This window comes from Mesorhizobium cantuariense (genome assembly GCF_042647205.1).
GTDB lineage: Bacteria > Pseudomonadota > Alphaproteobacteria > Rhizobiales > Rhizobiaceae > Mesorhizobium > Mesorhizobium cantuariense.
Window position 1 is genome coordinate 3509627 of the sequence record NZ_JBHRVD010000001.1, and the last position, 16544, is coordinate 3526170.

Consider the following 16544-nt stretch of genomic DNA (forward strand, 5'->3'; position numbering starts at 1 on the left):
AGCCTGACATAACGTCGCCCGTTACAGTTCGGGGCAGCATTTCGGCGACTCGGGTGGAAGAATGAACCGGGTCGCTTCCGCTGACACGCGAGCCGCATCTCCCTTTCCCAAATTCTGTGATTTTCTCCATACACTCTAAGAGTGTATTGCTGCGGAGAGCCCCGCAATTTGGGCGCTTCCCCTTGACCGGATGCAAAAGCGCGGCCATGTGAGCGACAAATAGAACGAGATTTCGTCGCGCGCAGCGGAATTCTTCTGCCGCACCACAGCTGATATGAGACCTCATGGACGTCGTCGTCGTCGAATCGCCGGCCAAGGCGAAGACAATCAACAAATACCTCGGCAAGAACTACAAGGTTCTGGCCTCGTTCGGCCATGTCCGCGATTTGCCGGCCAAGGATGGCTCGGTGCGCCCGGATGAGGATTTCGCCATGTCCTGGGCGGTCGACACGGCCTCGGGCAAGCGGCTCGCCGACATCGCCAAGGCGGTCAAGGATGCCGACGGCCTGATCCTCGCCACCGACCCGGATCGCGAGGGGGAAGCCATTTCCTGGCACGTGCTTGAGGTGCTGAAGCAGAAGCGCGCGCTGAAGGACAAGCCGGTCAGCCGCGTCGTCTTCAACGCCATCACCAAATCGTCGGTGCTGGAAGCGATGGCCAATCCGCGCCAGATCGACGCGCCGCTGGTCGATGCCTATCTGGCCCGCCGGGCACTCGACTATCTCGTCGGCTTCACGCTGTCGCCGGTGCTGTGGCGCAAGCTGCCGGGTGCCCGTTCGGCCGGCCGCGTCCAGTCGGTGGCGCTGCGTCTCGTCTGCGACCGCGAATCCGAGATCGAGCGCTTCATCCGCGAGGAATACTGGCAGATCGCCGCCTTGCTGGGCACGCCGCGCAACGACAATTTCGAAGCGCGGCTGACCGCCTTCGATCGCAAGAAGCTGCAAAAGCTCGACATTTCCAACAAGGCGCAGGCCGACGACATCAAGTCGATGCTCGAAGGCGCAACCTTCAAGGCATTGTCGGTCGAAGCCAAGCCGACCAAGCGCAATCCCGGCCCGCCCTTCACCACTTCGACGCTGCAGCAGGCCGCCTCATCGGGCCTCGGCTTCTCGGCCAGCCGCACCATGCAGGTGGCGCAGCGGCTCTATGAAGGCATGGAGATCGGCGGCGAAACCACCGGCCTGATCACCTATATGCGAACCGACGGCGTGCAGATGGCGCCCGAGGCGATCTCGGCTGCCCGCGACGCCATCGCCAAGGAATTCGGCGCAAAATACCTGCCGGAAAAGCCGCGCCAGTATACCGCCAAGGCCAAGAACGCCCAGGAAGCGCACGAAGCGATCCGCCCGACGGATTTCATGCGCACCCCGGCATCGGTCAGGCAATATCTCGATTCCGACCAGATGCGGCTCTATGAGTTGATCTGGAAGCGTGCCATCGCCAGCCAGATGCAGTCGGCCGAGATCGAGCGCACCACCGCCGAGATCGAGGCGGTCAACGGACCACGCACCGCTGAGCTTCGCGCCATCGGCTCGGTCGTTCGGTTCGACGGCTTCATTGCCGCCTACACCGACCAGAAGGACGACGATGCGGAAGACGAGGAAAATCGCCGTCTGCCCGAAATCCGTGCCGGCGAGCAGCTTGCCCGCCAGGCGATCAACGCCACCCAGCACACCACCGAGCCGCCGCCGCGCTATTCGGAAGCCTCGCTGATCAAGAAGCTGGAAGAGCTCGGCATCGGCCGGCCTTCTACATACACGGCGATCCTGAAGACGCTCGAAGACCGCGACTATGTCACCATCGACAAGCGCCGGCTGGTGCCGCAGGCCAAGGGCCGGCTGCTGTCGGCCTTTCTTGAAAGCTTCTTCAAACGCTATGTCGAATACGACTTCACCGCGTCCCTCGAAGAGAAGCTCGACGAAATCTCGGACGGCAAGCTCGCCTGGAAGGACGTGCTACGCGATTTCTGGAAGGATTTTTCCGGTGCCGTCGCCGACATCAAGGAACTGCGCGTCACCGACGTGCTCGACGCGCTGAATGAAGAACTGGCGCCGCTGGTGTTCCCGACGCGGGAGGACGGCTCGAACCCGCGCATTTGCCCGAAATGCGGCACCGGCAATCTGTCGCTGAAGCTCGGCAAGTTCGGCGCCTTTGTCGGCTGCTCCAACTATCCCGAATGCTCCTTCACCCGCCAGCTCGGCGACGCCGCCAACCCCAATGGCGAGAATGGCGGCGGCGAAGACGGCACCAAGGTGATCGGCAAGGATCCTTATACGTCAGAGGAAATCACGCTGCGCAGCGGTCGCTTCGGCCCCTATCTGCAACGCGGCGACGGCAAGGAAGCCAAGCGTTCCAGCCTACCCAAGGGCTGGACGGCAGAGTCGATCGACCACGAGAAGGCGCTGGCGCTGCTGTCATTGCCGCGCGATGTCGGCCAGCATCCGGAGACGGCCAAGATGATCTCGGCCGGCCTCGGCCGCTACGGTCCGTTCGTACTGCATGACGGCACCTATGCCAATCTCGACAGCATCGAGGACGTGTTCTCGATCGGCCTCAACCGCGCCGTGTCGGTGATCGCCGAGAAGCAGTTGAAGGGCAAGGGTGGCCGTAATGGCGGCACGGCCGCTGCGCTCAAGGAGCTTGGCGACCATCCGGACGGCGGCGGTAAGATCGTCGTGCGCGACGGCAAATACGGACCTTACGTGAATTTCGGCAAGGTCAACGCCACCCTGCCCAAGGGCAGGGATCCGCAATCGGTAACCATCGAGGACGCGTTGGCGCTGATTGCCGAGAAGGAAGCCAAGGGCGGCGGCGGCAAGAAGCCTTTCCGCAAGGCGGCAGCGGCCAAGGCGCCCGCAGCCAAGAAAACGGCGGCCCAAAAGCCGGCTGCGAAGAAGCCGGCCGCGAAGAAAAAAGGGTAGGACAGCGTGGCGCGCAAGATCACCGGTAGAACCCACGGCGATCCGCGCACCGCCGACACGAGGGCCAAGGTCAAGGACGACTATCGGCCGTCGCGTGACGAAATCCTGCGCTACATCGCCGAAAATCCCGATCGCGCCGGCAAACGCGACATTGCCAAGGCGTTTGCGCTGCGCGGCGACGACCGCATCTGGCTGAAGGACATCCTGCGCGACCTGCAGGACGAAGGCGTCCTGACCAAGGAGCGCAAGGGGTTGGCCCGAGTCGGTGCCCTGCCCCATGTCACGGTCCTCGATATTTTTGATCGTGACGCCGATGGCGTGCTGTTGGCGCGCCCCACCGAACACACAGCCAATGGACCGCCACCCATCGTTTCCATCCGCCTGTCGCGCAGCGGTGGTGGACCGGCGCCGGGCATTGGCGACCGTGTGCTGGCCAAGACCTTTCCCGCAGACGAGACGAATGTCGCCCTGGGTGGCCCGGCATACACCGGACGAGTGGTTAAGATCTTCGAGAAGCGCACCGATGCCGTGCTCGGTATCTTTCGCATCCTGCAGGACGGCACCTTCCGCATCGAGCCTGTTGAGCGCCGCCAACCCGAACTGATCGTCGACAAGGAATTCCAGAACGGCGCCAAAAACGGCGACCTGGTCGAGGTCGAGCCCGCGCGGGCGTCCCGTTACGGCCTGCCGAGAGCCAAGGTGCTCAACGTGCTGGGTTCGCTGACCAGCGAAAAGGCGGTCTCGATGATCGCCATCCACGCGCACGACATTCCGCATATCTTCCCGGCCGATGTCATCGCCGAATCCGAAGTCGTCAAGCCGGCGACGCTTGCCCACCGCGAGGACTGGCGCGACCTGCCGCTGGTCACCATCGATCCGGCCGACGCCAAGGACCATGACGACGCCGTTTTCGCCACGCCGGACCTCGACGAAAAAAACCCCGGCGGCGTAGTCGCCACGGTGGCGATCGCCGATGTCGCCGCCTATGTGCGCTATGGCACGGCGCTCGATCGCGAGGCGCTGAAGCGCGGCAATTCGGTCTATTTCCCGGATCGCGTCGTACCGATGCTGCCCGAGCGCATCTCCAACGATCTCTGCTCGCTGCGCGAAGGCCAGGATCGGCCGGCGCTCGCCGTGCGCATGGTTTTTTCGGCCGAGGGCCGCAAGCTCAGGCACTCCTTCCATCGCGTCATGATGAAGTCGGCGGCAAAGCTCGCCTACAGCCAGGCTCAGGCGGCGATCGACGGCGTGCCGGACGACAAGACCGGCCCGATCCTCGATACGGTGCTGAAGCCGCTGTGGGACGCCTATGCGACCCTGAAGCGTGGCCGCGATGGCCGCCAGCCGCTCGAACTCGACCTGCCGGAGCGCAAGATCGTGCTCAAGCCGGACGGCACCGTCGATCGCGTCGTCGTGCCGGAACGGCTCGATGCCCACAAGCTCATCGAAGAATTCATGATCCAGGCCAATGTTGCCGCGGCCGAGACGCTGGAAGCGAAGAAACAGGAACTGGTCTACCGCGTCCACGACGCGCCGTCGCTCGCCAAGCAGGAATCGTTGCGCGAGTTCCTGCAGACGCTTGGCCTGTCGCTGGCCCGCGGCGCGCAGATGCAGCCAAGCCAGTTCAACGGCATCCTGGAGCGCGTGCGCGGCGCCGACAATGAAGGCCTGGTCAACGAAGTGGTGTTGCGCTCGCAGAGCCAGGCTGAATACTCGCCCAAGAACATCGGCCATTTCGGTCTCAACCTCAGGCGCTACGCCCATTTCACCTCGCCGATCCGCCGCTATGCCGATTTGATCGTGCATCGCGGACTTATTGCCGCACTCGGACTGGGTCCCGGCGGGCTGACGCAAGACGAAGCGGCACGGCTCGAAGATGTCGCTGTGCTGATCTCGGGCACGGAACGCCGCGCAATGGCGGCCGAGCGGGACACGGTCGACCGTCTGATCGCCACCTATCTCGCTGAACGTATCGATGACCGGTTCGATGCCCGCATCTCCGGCGTCACCAAATCAGGACTATTTGTCCAATTGCCGCAGTACGGCGCGGATGGTTTCATCCCGGTGTCAACATTGAACGGCGATTACTATATATACGACGAAACGGCCCGCTCCTTGTTCGGAGAACGCTCGGGCAAAGGCTATCAGCTCGCGGACCGCGTCGAGGTCCGACTCATCGAGGTGGCGCCGATGGCCGGCGCGATGCGCTTCGAGATGTTGACCGACCCGAAGCCTTTGCCGGGCTCCAAGCGGTCGTTTCACAAGGCCAAGGGCCGCACCCGCGCGTCGCAATCGCGACCGGGTTCGCGCGGCAGGAGACGATGATGACAACAGCTGTGGAAGAACAGGTTTTCGGCGGAGAACATCACTCGGGCCGGGCCGCCCGCCCGCTGTGGATGGCGATGAAGCGTGGCCTGCTCGGCCGCTGCCCGCATTGCGGCGAAGGCAAGCTGTTTCGCGCTTTCACCAAGACCGTCGACACATGCAGTGTCTGCGGCGATGAACTGCATCACCACCGCGCCGACGACCTGCCTGCCTATCTCGTCATCGTCATCGTCGGCCACATCGTGCTCGGCGCCTTCATGGGCGTAGAGGCGACGTCCACCTTGTCCACTTGGCAGCACATCGCCATCTGGGTGCCGCTGACCATCCTTCTCTCGGTCGCGCTGCTGCAACCGGTCAAGGGTGCCGTCATCGGACTGCAATGGGCCTTCTATATGCACGGCTTCGGCGGCGAACACGACGTGATCGAGCCGCATCCCGGAGCCTGAGCCGCAGCCAAGAATGTGGCCTGGCGCAACATGCCGACCATGAAAGGCCACTTTCGCTTGCCAGAAGTTTCCGCTAGGTCCTGCGCATGGACGGTATGACCAAGGTGGAAGTCGACAAGATCGAGCGGAGCATGATCGCTCATAGCGACCAGCCAATTCGCCCGCGCGACGCGGCAACCCTGATCCTGCTCGACCGCAAGGGCGATGACGTGCTGGTTCTGATGGGCCGCCGCCATGCCGGCCACGCCTTCATGCCGGGCAAGTTTGTCTTTCCCGGCGGCCGCACCGATCCGGCCGACAGCCGCATCCCGGTCGCCGCCGCATTGCACCCGGAGCAGGAAGCCAGGCTGATCGCCGGGCCGGGCCGCACAAGTGCCGCACGAGCCCGCGCCATCGCCTTGTCGGCCATCCGAGAAACCCATGAGGAAGCCGGACTGCTGATTGGCCGCAAAGGCGCTTTCGCCACCGCCAGACCCGACTGGCAAGGTTTTGCCGAGCACGGCGTGCAGCCCTCTCTGGACATGCTGCGCTTCGTCGCGCGTGCCATCACGCCGCCCAACCGGGTGCGCCGCTTTGACACCCGTTTCTTCAGCGCCTGGCGTGACGACGTCGCGGTCGAACTGCCCGGTGGCGGCCCGACCAACGAACTTGAAGAGTTGGTCTGGTTGCCGCTTGCCAAGGCCAGGGAAGCCGACATACCCGACATCACCCGAATGATCGTGGACGAGCTGCAAAAGCGCCTCGCCCATGATCCGCTGTTGCGTCCGGGCGGTCCCGTGCCCTTCTACCGGCTTGTCCGCAACCGCTTCACCCGCGAACTTCTCTAGAGCAATTCCAGGAAAAGTGTGACGCGGTTTTCCGTCCGGAATTGCGTAAGATCAAACAGACAGAGTATTCAGCATCCCCATGACGGTCGATACCCAATCACAGGGCGACGAACGCGTACACTGGCTGCCGATGGTGGCGGCGATCTCGTCGATCAGCGTCGTCGGCATCGCCATCGGCCTTGGCATGCCATTGCTCAGCGTCATCCTCGAAACACGCGGCCATTCGGCCTCCATGATCGGCCTCAACACCGCCGTCGCCGGCCTTGCCTCGATTGCCGGTGCGCCGCTGGCGACACCGCTCGCCATGCGCTTCGGCGTCGCCTGGACCATGATTGCCATGATCGCCGCCGGCGCGCTGGCCTTTGTCGGCTTCCATTTCGCACCCGATTTCTGGATGTGGTTTCCGCTGCGCATCGTGCTGCACATCGCGTTGACGGTGCTGTTCATCCTGTCTGAATTCTGGATCAGCACCTCGGCGCCGCCGCACCGGCGCGGCCTTGTCCTTGGCATCTACGCCACGGTTCTGTCGCTCGGCTTTGCCGCGGGGCCGTGGCTGTTCGCTCATCTCGGCAGTTCCGGCTTCAGGCCGTTCGGCGTCATCATCGCCTTGGTGACGCTGGCAGCCATACCCGTGCTGGCGGCGCGCAACGAGAGCCCGACCATCGTCTCCGACGGCGAGACCAGCAATTTCCTGCGCTACATCTGGCTGGTGCCGTCGGCAACCGCTGCCGTGCTGGTGTTCGGCGCGGTGGAAACCGGCGGCTTTGCGCTGTTCCCGATCTACGGCAGCCGCATCGGCTATTCCGAAGCCGACGCCGCCCTTCTGCTGACCATGATCGGCCTCGGCAATGTGCTGCTGCAGATCCCCATCGGCATGATCAGCGACCGCGTCAGCGACCGCCGCTATTTGCTGATTGCCTGCGCCACGGTTGGTCTTGTCGGCACGATCTTCATGCCCTTCTTCGCCCAGAATTGGCATTTGATGGCCGCACTTCTGTTCGTCTGGGGCGGCGTCGTCGCTGCCATGTACACGATCGGCCTTGCCCATCTCGGCTCGCAACTTTCAGGCCACGAACTGGCGTCGGCCAACGCCGCCTTCGTGCTGTGCTACGGCGTCGGCATGGTGCTCGGTCCGCAAGCGATCGGCATCGGCATGGACGCGTTCGGGCCGTCCGGATTCGGTTGGTCGCTCGGCCTGTTCTTCGCCACCTACATCGCTTTGGTCGCCCTCAGGCTGGTCCGCAAGATCCTCCTGTAGCGCGACTGCTGCCAGCCCTGCATTCGCTTTAGCCGACGACAGGCTGCTGACAGAACCGTGTCAGGAGCACAGGGCTAAAAGGGTGTCCCAAAACACTTGAGGACACTTCCATGATCGACAGCGGCTTTGAAACCACATCGCTACGAATGACATTGCTTCTGCTTGTGACCTTCCAGGCCCCGGCCGCCGATGTCGACCGCATCATGGACGCTGTGGTCGCGATAGTGCCGCTGGCCATGGGCAAATATGACCGCAATGCCTATCAGTCGGCGCACGGCATCGAACGCTACAGGCCGCTTAACGGGGCGGCGGCCGGGGCCGAAACCGAATTGCGGCGGCGCCCCGGCACGGTCGAGGTTTCCTTCGAACTGCCCGACGACCAGGCACTGGCCGCCCGCGTCGTCGAGGCGATTTTCCAGGCCCATTCCTATCAGGAACCGGTGATCCGCATTCAGCCGATCCTTGCCAGCCGTTCCAAGGGACTGGATGACCGCGCAAATCCGAATCGCTGGTGGAACACGACCGGAGACTGGAAGAAGGTTGCGGCATCGGCGACGGAAACCGCATGATTTCCCGTCACCAGCCGGCTCAGGCAGGTCGCACAAGGCCTACCGGGCTGTCGGCCTACCGGGCTTGACTTTCCGGGCGCGTTCTTTATGTGTCGCGCCAAGTTTCCCGCGTCCGGGTGTTTCCCCGTGCTCCAGCGGCCAAAACCCCACGAACAAACGGACTGAATATCATGGCCAAAGCCGCAAACATCAAGATCAAGCTTCTGTCGACCGCCGACACCGGTTTCTTCTACGTGACCAGCAAGAACAGCCGTACCAAGACGGACAAGCTGTCGTTCCGCAAGTACGACCCGGTCGCCAAGAAGCACGTCGAATTCAAGGAAACCAAGATCAAGTAATCGGGTTTTCTCTCTGCAATGCCGAAACGCCGCCCAATGGGCGGCGTTTTTCGTTTATAACCAATTGATTTCATTGCACCCGCGTAAAGCCTCCAGCCAAAAGGATTGACCGTTCGCCATGGTTGCGGCACTTTTGGTCGTAGGCTGGCAGGGGTGTCATGAACAAGGCCCCGACGGATGTCGAAGAAGTTGAAAGCTGCAATCATTGCAGCCCTCGTTGCCCTGGTTGCGGGCTTTGCCGTCAGCAACGGGCTGATAAGCCAGCAGACGGCTGATGAGATCAAGGCCAGGACTGACGAAGTTTTGACTGAGGAGGAGGCAGCCCAGCCGGCACCTCAGCCTGCACCTGATAGTCCCTCAGCATCCTCTACGGAACCTGCGCCGCAGGCTCCGAGCCCGCCTGCCGCGGCACCGCAGCAAGAGCCCCAACCGGGTCAATGAAAAAGCCCGCGCAGGGCGAACCTCCGTTGTGCGTGCAGGAGCGCTTCGGCTAAAATCATGAGGTCGCGCACCTCGCACATTTGCACGCGTCGCACACCATACACCACGCGCCATCACCACACCTGCGGAGTGTATCGTTTTAATACAATCGCCAATTGGTAGACTCGCACGATGGATAGGCAGTTAGTTTCAGCATCAGGCTAAAAGGGGGGGAATGCCTCGACCTGGGAGAAAACGATGTCCATTCAAAAAGGTGACTATCGAACCAACAGAGCCGACTACGCGATTGCCGCGATGCATGGCGGACCGACCGCCGAAGACAGCGATCGAGACGAGATCCTGGCAAGAAGAAAGAAGTCCTTGTGGCTGAAAGATCGGCGATCAGCCAAGTCGGCCGAGAACCCGATGGATAGCTCGCCGCTGCCCAGAAGAATCCCTCGCGGTTAGTGGTGTACAGTCGCCTTCCGCGATCGCACCATACCCGCACATAGCCAACTCGCCCATATTTGCAGATGCCGCCGCCGGTATTGACCTCCCGGACGGCGGCCCTAATTCGTGACGAAGTGACTTCCGTTCTTTTTAGAAGGCGGCGGGACTAAGGTCTTGCGCTCCACGCGCAAAGGTCTGAGGGGTCCTGTTCGGTTCCGGAAATGTCTGTTGGACGTTCCGTTATTTTAGTCAATTGAGATGTAACGTTCCCTTCTGTTTCCCACCCGACATCGGCGCCTGATGCGGCCGTTCACGCCTGCCATTCAGCGGGTTCAATGCCCTGTGTAGATCGCTGTGCAACTGGTCGATCGCTTCCCAAGTGCCCTCGGGCCGAGTTCCCCTCAGCCGATGCGATCACCGCTTTTCGGATCGAACAGATGCAGCGACTCTGGTTCGGCCGCCAGCCGCACCACGTCGCCGGGCTTCACGCCGGCACGGCCCATGGCAAAGACGCAAAGCTGCTGGCTGGCCAGCTTGACGTAGAACTGCGTCGAAAGCCCGAGCGGCTCCACCACACCCACCTCGCCCTTCAACGCGCCGTCATCCGCCAGCCGGATATGCTCGGGCCGCAGACCGACGGTGATGGCGTCACCGTCCTGCAGCGGCAGGCCTTCCGGCAGACGCAACGCCTGGCCATCGGCCAGTACGGCCTCCGACGTACCGCCCTTGCGAACCGTCGCCGGCAGAAAATTCATGCCGGGTGAACCGATGAAACCGGCGACGAACAGGTTGTCCGGTCGGTCGTAGAGATCGAGCGGCGCGCCGACCTGCTGGATCACCCCGTCATGCATGACGACGATCCGGTCGGCCATGGTCATCGCCTCGATCTGGTCGTGGGTGACGTAGACCGAGGTGGTTTTCAGTTGCTGGTGCAGTGCCTTGATCTCTGCGCGCATATGGACGCGCAGCTTGGCGTCGAGGTTCGACAGCGGTTCATCGAACAGGAAGACCTTGGGATCGCGCACGATCGCCCGGCCCATGGCGACGCGCTGGCGCTGGCCGCCGGACAATTGCCGCGGCAGGCGTTGCAGGAACGTGTCGAGCCCGAGCCGCTTGGCGGCGCCGTCCACCCTCGCGTCGATCGTCGACTTCTCCGCCTTCTTCAAGAGCAGGCTGAAACCCATGTTCTTCGACACGTCCATATGCGGATAGAGCGCGTAGGACTGGAACACCATGGCGATGTCGCGATCCTTCGGTGCTACGTCATTGACCAGCCGCTCGCCGATGCGGATCTCGCCGCCGGAAGCCTCCTCCAGCCCGGCGATCATACGCAAGAGTGTGGACTTGCCGCAGCCTGACGGCCCGACCAGGACGACGAACTCGCCATCGGCGATTTCAAGGTCGACCGCGTGCAGGACACGGACGGCGCCATAGTCCTTGCGGACCTTTTCGAGTGTAACAGAGGCCATCGATCTATCCTTTGACGGCGCCGGCGGTCAGGCCGGTGACGAGATAGCGTTGCAGGAAGGTGAAGAAGATGCAGACCGGGATCAGCGCCAGGATGGATGCCGCCATCATCTGTCCCCAGTCGACGGCGAACTTGCCGATGAAGGTGAGCAGGCCGACCGCGAAGGTCTTCTGGTCGTCACTGGAAATCAGCATCAGCGCGAACAAAAGCTCGCTCCAGGCGGCGGTGAAGACGAAGCCGAGCGTTGCGCCCATGCCCGGCAGCGTCAGCGGCACGATCACCTTGCGCATCGCCTGCGCGCGGGTGCAGCCGTCGATCATCGCCGCCTCCTCCAGATCCTTCGGAATACCGTCGAAGAACGACTGCATCAGGAATGTGGCAAAGGCCGTGTTAAAGGCGGTGTAGATGATGATCAAGCCGGTCAGGCTGTTGATCAGGCCGATCTGACCCATCACGCGGTAGATCGGCGGAATGACCATCACCAGCGGAAAAGTCTGCGTAAGCAGCAACATCAACGCAAGTGCTGCCTTGCCGCGAAAGGTGAAGCGCGACATGGCATAACCGGCGAGCGTGGCGATGATTGTCACCAATGCCGCCGTCGATACCGAGACGATGACGCTGTTGAGGAAATAGCGTGGGAAATCGGTGGCCTCAAGCACGGTGACGAAATTCTGCAACGTCATGTGCGACGGCCAGAACGTGATGCCTTCGGAATAGAGCAGCCGCTCCGGCGTGACCGAGATCTTCAGCGTCCAGTAGATCGGGAACAGGGCAAACAGCACGTAAACCGCGATTGCCGCGTAAAGGCCGATGCCGCCGAAGAAGCGCTGCGAGGTTGAACGTCCTGCGATCATCAGACGTGCCTCACCAGGGTGCGACGGATGCCGATCAGCGCAATCGCATAGGCAATGAGCAGGACCAGCAGCAGCACGGCCACCGCCGAGGCATAGCCCTTGTCCAGTGACTTGAAGGCGCTGACATAGATGTAGACAGGCACCGTGTTGGTCGAACCGGCCGGTCCGCCCTCGGTCATGACGAAGATCAGGTCGGCGAAGGTGGCTATCCAGATGGTGCGCAACATGACGGTGATGGCGATGGTCGGCGCAAGGAACGGCAGCGTCACCTTGGTGAAGCGCTGCCAGGGCGAAGCGCCGTCGATGGCCGCTGCCTCATGCAGTTCCGATGGAATGGATTTCAGCGCCGCCAAAAGCGTGATGGCGAAGAATGGAATGCCGAACCAGATATTAGCGACGATCGGCCCCCACATGGCGGTGGCGGGATCGGAAAGCACATTGGTCGGCTCGGCTTTCAGCCCCAATGCAAACAGCCAGTGCGGCAACGGGCCGATGATCGGATTGAACAGCCAGGCCCAGGTCAGACCCGACAGGAAGGACGGCACCGCCCAGGGCAGGAACACCAGAGCCTGCACGGCCTTGCGGCCGCGAAACGGCTTGTCGAGCAGCAGCGCCAGGCCAAGGCCGAGGAAGAACTGGGAGAACAGGCTGGCGACAGTCCACCACAACGTGTTGACCAGCGCCTGCCCCAGCACCTGATCCGACAGCATCGCCTGATACTGCCCAAGCCCGACATATTCCGACTTGAACGCCGAGAACTTACGGAAGGAGTAGCTGATGCCGATGACCAGCGGCACCAGCAGCACCACGACCAGCAGGATGATCGCCGGACTGAGATAGAGCCATGGCTCGATTGCGGCGTGGGATAGCCGCTGGCGACGCGGCTTGCCGGCGGATCGTATTTCGGACACGGCGTAGGTCATTGGCTGCGGATCGTCTCCTGGAAGAGCGTCGGGGTAGGCGACAAGCGTCCTTCTCCCCGTTTCACGGGGAGAAGATGCCGGCAGGCAGATGAGGGGCAGCGCGAGCCTTGAAATGCTTGGCTCCGCCCCTCATCCGTCACTTCGTGACACCTTCTCCCGTGAAACGGGGAGAAGGAAAAAAGGCGCCTTACTTCTTGTTCTTCGCCAGCCAGTCCTGCTGTTCCTTGGTCAGAAAGGCAGCCCACTGGTCGGCGACGTCCTTGGCCGTCTTCTGGCCCAGCAGCACTTCCTGGAAGTTCTTGATCGCCACCTGGTCGACGAAATTACCGAGGTTCTCCAGATGTGTCGGCGGGGTCACCATTTCATATTTGGAGCTGTCGCTCAGCTCCGTGAACCAGCCCTTGAACTGCTCGGTCTTGAAATGGGGATCCTGGTCGGCGCCGTTGTGGATCGGGACGACGCCGACTTCCTTGGCCCATTCCAGATTGTCCTTTGGCGACAAAAGCGTCGCCATCAGCTTCCAGGCGTCGTCCTTGTGCTGCGAATTGGCAAACATCGCCCAGCCGGCATAGCCGAGCGTCGGATAGGACTTGCCGCTCGGCCCGACAGGCAATGGCGCCACCGCGAAGTCGTCAGCGCTCATCTTGTCGGCGATGCCGAGCAGCGCGTCCGGATCCTGGTTGAGCATGGCGCAGGTGCCGGAATAGAAGCCGGTGACCGTTTCGTTGAAGCCCCAGCTCACAGCATCCTTCGGCGCCAGGCCGTCCTTGTACATGTCGGCCAGCATCTGCAGACCCTTGACCGAGCCTTCTTCGTTGATGGTCGAGGTGCCATCCTCGTTGAAGTAGCCGCCCTTGCCGGCGGCAATGTTCATGAACATGTGCATGCCGTTGAAAGCGCCCGGCCCGCCGCGCAGGCAGTAGCCATATTTGCCCGGCAACGCAGAGATTTTCTTGGCGTCGGCGATGAAATCATCGAGCGTCGCCGGCGGGCCATCGAGGCCGGCCTCCTTGAACAGTTTCTTGTTCCAGAACAGCGCGTTCACATAGTAGCCGTAAGGGATCATGAACTGGGTGTTGTTGACGGTCGAGCCGAACTGCTTGGCGCGGTCGCCAAGCGTCTTGGCGTCGTCCCATTTGGCCATGTAGGGGCCGAGATCCTCGAGCTGGGCGTTGTTGGCATAGAGGCCCATCCAGCGTTCCGGCATCTCGACGATGTCGGGCGTATCGCCGGCCTGCACCATGGTCAGGAATTTTTCGAAGGCCTGGCCCCAGGGCAGCGAGATCAGCTCGACCTTGACGCCCGGATTGGCCGTCTCGAATTCGGCGATCTGCTTCTTGAGGAATTCGGTGCGTGGCGGGCTGGTGATGACTTCGACCATCTTGAGGGTCGAATCGGCCACAGCACTTCCGGCGGAAATCGCCAGTCCCGCAACGGTGGCAAGCATGACGGTCAGTTTTTTCATGTTCAAGACTCCCATTTTGAACCCGCTTGTTATTTTCTGGCTTTTTCGAAGGCCTGGGCGACGTCCGCCCACAGGTCTTCGACACTCTCCAATCCGACATTGAAGCGGATGGTTCGGGGGCTGACGCCGAAGCGCGCCATCGAATTCAGGCCCGGCGTCTGCTCCAGCGACGCCTTGGCCGGAACGACCAGGCTTTCATGCCCGCCCCAACTGACGCCAATGCGGAAATATTTCAGCGCGTCGACAAAGACGGGGATGTCGATATCGTCCGTCACCTCGAAGGAGAACAGACCGGCATAGCCGGCCAGCGTCGCCTTGCCCGGGTGGTTCGAATAGACGGGGTGGTTGACCCGCTCGACATTGGCATGCGCCTTCAGTCGTTCGGCGACGGTCAGCCCACTCTTCATGTGGTGCGGCAGGCGCAGCGGCAGCGTGCGCAGGCCGCGCAGCAGCAGCCAGGCTTCGAACGGCGACAGCTTGCCGCCGAGATAAGAATAGGTCTGCTCGTTGATGTGCTTGATGTGAGCGGCCGAACCGGCCACCACGCCCGCGACGGTGTCGCTGTGGCCACCAAGGTATTTCGAGGCCGAGTGCAGCACCAGATCGACGCCATGCGTGATCGGCTTCTGGAATACGGGCGTCGCCCAGGAATTGTCGATCGTGGTGACGATGCCCTGTTCCTTGGCCAACCGCGTCAGATGCGCGATGTCCTGCAGCTCGAACATCATCGAGGTCGGGCTTTCCAGGTAGAGCAGCTTGGCGCCGGAAAGTGCCGCCTCCACCGCATCCGGATCGGAGCCGTCGACATAGTCGACCTTGATGTTAAGCCGCGGCAACAGCCGCTCGAACAGCCGATAGGCATCGCCATAACAATTGCACACCGCCACGATGCGCTCGCCGGCGCCGACAAAGGCAAGCACCGTGGCACTGATCGCCGCCATGCCGCTGGAAAAGCCGCGCGCTGCCTCGGCACCTTCGAGCGCGGCGACACGCGCCTCGAACTCCATCACCGTCGGATTGTCGCCGCGCGAATAGATCGGCTGCTTTCGTTTGCCGGCAAAAGTATCCGCCATCTCGGCATAGTTGGCGAAGGTGAACAGCGAGGTCTGGTAGATCGGCGGCACCACCGCACCGCCGGGAAACGGTTCGTCATGCGCCAGCAGTGTCGCCGCCTCGGCAAGATAGTCGTGATCGAAACCGGATGGATGCTCGTTCATGTCTGGCTCGAAAGTTTGAGTTTGGCGGCACCGCGCTTGAGGTCGTCCTCGACGGTGGCGATCAGCTTGAGCGCCTCGGCGCGGGCGCCCCGTGGGTCGCGCGCGGCAATGCATTCGTAGATGGTGCGATGGTAAGGAAAGCTGGCGTGGCCGAAGTCACGCACGCCGAGCGGATGCTCCCAGAAGCGATGGAACAGCTCGTGCATGGCGGCGATGATCTGCTCGAACAGCGGATTGCCGGAAACCCGGTAGATGGCCTGGTGGAACTCCCAGTCCTCTTCCGAGGACATGCCGTCGCGGGTGCGGAACGCCTGCTCCATGATGTCGAGCTTGCGCGCGATCTCGGCGATGTCGGCCTGGCTGGCGCGTTCGGCGCAAAGGGCTGCGGCTTCCGCCTCCAGCGCGCGGCGGATCTCCAGCGTCTGCATCAGGCTGGTGAAATCATTGCCGCCCGCCAGCGTCAGCGGCATGTGCAGCATATCGTGTGAGACAGCCGCTTTGAGATAGGTGCCGCTGCCCTGCCGGCGCTCGACGAGACCGAGCCCTTCCCAGCGTGTCAGCGCCTCGCGCACCGTGTTGCGGCTGACCTTCAGCCGCTCGGCCAGAATACGCTCGGTTGGAAGTCTCTCGCCAGGCTGCAAGGCCTCGGCGCGGACAAAGCCCACCAACGCCTTCAGCACGGCGTCATCGCGCGCCGTCGTCTGAATGGGTGGCAGGCTGTTCTGGTCCACATCACCTCCAAGTGGTCCAATGGTCCAACCAATTTCTGCACAGATGGAAACTCCTGTCAATCGACTGTCAGGAGACCCACCGCATGGCGATGTGGCAGGGCACAAGCTGCGGCCGAAGACGACACAATCTAGTGGGCGCTATTCGGGTTTTCCGCGCATGAAAAAGCCCCATTACTTCCGGGGCTTGGCACAGAGTCCTGATGTCATTTTGAGCGAAAGGGGGCCGGTCGGCGTTTGGCAGCGGTACGAGGAGGCCACTATGTGCCAGCGCCGGCCGGCCGACCCCACGGACCCAGGAGATGCGGCGGACCTGAGCATCATGGGGTATTCTG

At 62.4% G+C, this 16544-nt stretch carries 14 protein-coding genes; 8 read left to right on the forward strand and 6 right to left on the reverse strand.

The window, feature by feature from the left end; genetic code table 11:
• Positions 1 to 284 precede the first annotated feature (284 nt).
• From topA to ACFOJ9_RS16965, 8 genes are all read left to right on the forward strand, one after another.
• Entirely contained in the window at positions 285 to 2921 is a 2637-nt protein-coding gene (gene topA, locus ACFOJ9_RS16930; protein WP_378980042.1) for a type I DNA topoisomerase, read from the forward strand.
• A 6-nt stretch (positions 2922 to 2927) separates the two neighbouring features.
• Positions 2928 to 5246 (forward strand): ribonuclease R, encoded by a 2319-nt coding sequence (gene rnr, locus ACFOJ9_RS16935; RefSeq protein WP_378980044.1) that lies wholly within the window; start codon positions 2928 to 2930, stop codon positions 5244 to 5246.
• The gene (locus ACFOJ9_RS16940) at positions 5246 to 5692 is read left to right on the forward strand and encodes a DUF983 domain-containing protein (RefSeq protein WP_378980046.1); all 447 of its coding nucleotides are present in this window, start codon (positions 5246 to 5248) and stop codon (positions 5690 to 5692) included. Before rnr ends, ACFOJ9_RS16940 begins: the two co-directional genes overlap by 1 nt.
• 86 nt (positions 5693 to 5778) lie before the next feature.
• Complete coding sequence (locus tag ACFOJ9_RS16945; RefSeq protein ID WP_378980048.1) at positions 5779 to 6519, forward strand: NUDIX hydrolase; 741 nt, start codon at positions 5779 to 5781, stop codon at positions 6517 to 6519.
• A 79-nt stretch (positions 6520 to 6598) separates the two neighbouring features.
• Complete coding sequence (locus ACFOJ9_RS16950; RefSeq protein ID WP_378980050.1) at positions 6599 to 7777, forward strand: MFS transporter; 1179 nt, start codon at positions 6599 to 6601, stop codon at positions 7775 to 7777.
• A 110-nt stretch (positions 7778 to 7887) separates the two neighbouring features.
• Complete coding sequence (locus ACFOJ9_RS16955; RefSeq protein ID WP_378980052.1) at positions 7888 to 8346, forward strand: hypothetical protein; 459 nt, start codon at positions 7888 to 7890, stop codon at positions 8344 to 8346.
• Between the two features lie 170 nt (positions 8347 to 8516).
• Positions 8517 to 8684, forward strand: coding sequence for a 50S ribosomal protein L33 (gene rpmG / locus ACFOJ9_RS16960; protein ID WP_006201775.1), 168 nt, complete (start codon positions 8517 to 8519; stop codon positions 8682 to 8684).
• A gap of 678 nt (positions 8685 to 9362) precedes the next feature.
• A complete protein-coding gene (locus ACFOJ9_RS16965) occupies positions 9363 to 9572 on the forward strand; it encodes a hypothetical protein (protein ID WP_378980053.1) in 210 nt (69 codons plus the stop codon).
• 383 nt (positions 9573 to 9955) lie between these two features.
• Here the strand turns inward: ACFOJ9_RS16965 and ACFOJ9_RS16970 are convergent, their stop codons facing one another.
• The 6 genes from ACFOJ9_RS16970 to ACFOJ9_RS16995 form a co-directional block, all read right to left on the reverse strand.
• Positions 9956 to 11023, reverse strand: a complete 1068-nt coding sequence (locus ACFOJ9_RS16970; RefSeq protein ID WP_378980055.1) for an ABC transporter ATP-binding protein — start codon at positions 11021 to 11023, stop codon at positions 9956 to 9958.
• 4 nt (positions 11024 to 11027) lie between these two features.
• Positions 11028 to 11876, reverse strand: a complete 849-nt coding sequence (locus tag ACFOJ9_RS16975) for a carbohydrate ABC transporter permease (RefSeq protein WP_378980057.1) — start codon at positions 11874 to 11876, stop codon at positions 11028 to 11030.
• Complete coding sequence (locus tag ACFOJ9_RS16980; RefSeq protein ID WP_378980059.1) at positions 11876 to 12799, reverse strand: carbohydrate ABC transporter permease; 924 nt, start codon at positions 12797 to 12799, stop codon at positions 11876 to 11878. Before ACFOJ9_RS16980 ends, ACFOJ9_RS16975 begins: the two co-directional genes overlap by 1 nt.
• Before the next feature lie 187 nt (positions 12800 to 12986).
• Positions 12987 to 14264, reverse strand: coding sequence for an ABC transporter substrate-binding protein (locus ACFOJ9_RS16985; protein ID WP_378980061.1), 1278 nt, complete (start codon positions 14262 to 14264; stop codon positions 12987 to 12989).
• A gap of 29 nt (positions 14265 to 14293) precedes the next feature.
• Positions 14294 to 15481, reverse strand: coding sequence for a PLP-dependent transferase (locus ACFOJ9_RS16990; protein WP_378980063.1), 1188 nt, complete (start codon positions 15479 to 15481; stop codon positions 14294 to 14296).
• On the reverse strand, positions 15478 to 16212 hold the full coding sequence (locus ACFOJ9_RS16995; RefSeq protein ID WP_378980065.1) for a FadR/GntR family transcriptional regulator: 735 nt from the start codon (positions 16210 to 16212) through the stop codon (positions 15478 to 15480). Before ACFOJ9_RS16995 ends, ACFOJ9_RS16990 begins: the two co-directional genes overlap by 4 nt.
• Between the last annotated feature and the right edge of the window lie 332 nt (positions 16213 to 16544).

Coding starts and splice junctions, on each gene's coding strand:
- topA (WP_378980042.1), top strand. CDS start 285: ATGGACGTCGTCGTCGTCGAATCGCCGGCCAAGGCGAAGACAATCAAC.
- ACFOJ9_RS16940 (WP_378980046.1), top strand. CDS start 5,246: ATGACAACAGCTGTGGAAGAACAGGTTTTCGGCGGAGAACATCACTCG.
- ACFOJ9_RS16945 (WP_378980048.1), top strand. CDS start 5,779: ATGGACGGTATGACCAAGGTGGAAGTCGACAAGATCGAGCGGAGCATG.
- ACFOJ9_RS16950 (WP_378980050.1), top strand. CDS start 6,599: ATGACGGTCGATACCCAATCACAGGGCGACGAACGCGTACACTGGCTG.
- ACFOJ9_RS16955 (WP_378980052.1), top strand. CDS start 7,888: ATGATCGACAGCGGCTTTGAAACCACATCGCTACGAATGACATTGCTT.
- rpmG (WP_006201775.1), top strand. CDS start 8,517: ATGGCCAAAGCCGCAAACATCAAGATCAAGCTTCTGTCGACCGCCGAC.
- ACFOJ9_RS16965 (WP_378980053.1), top strand. CDS start 9,363: ATGTCCATTCAAAAAGGTGACTATCGAACCAACAGAGCCGACTACGCG.
- ACFOJ9_RS16970 (WP_378980055.1), bottom strand. CDS start 11,023: ATGGCCTCTGTTACACTCGAAAAGGTCCGCAAGGACTATGGCGCCGTC.
- ACFOJ9_RS16975 (WP_378980057.1), bottom strand. CDS start 11,876: ATGATCGCAGGACGTTCAACCTCGCAGCGCTTCTTCGGCGGCATCGGC.
- ACFOJ9_RS16980 (WP_378980059.1), bottom strand. CDS start 12,799: ATGACCTACGCCGTGTCCGAAATACGATCCGCCGGCAAGCCGCGTCGC.
- ACFOJ9_RS16985 (WP_378980061.1), bottom strand. CDS start 14,264: ATGAAAAAACTGACCGTCATGCTTGCCACCGTTGCGGGACTGGCGATT.
- ACFOJ9_RS16990 (WP_378980063.1), bottom strand. CDS start 15,481: ATGAACGAGCATCCATCCGGTTTCGATCACGACTATCTTGCCGAGGCG.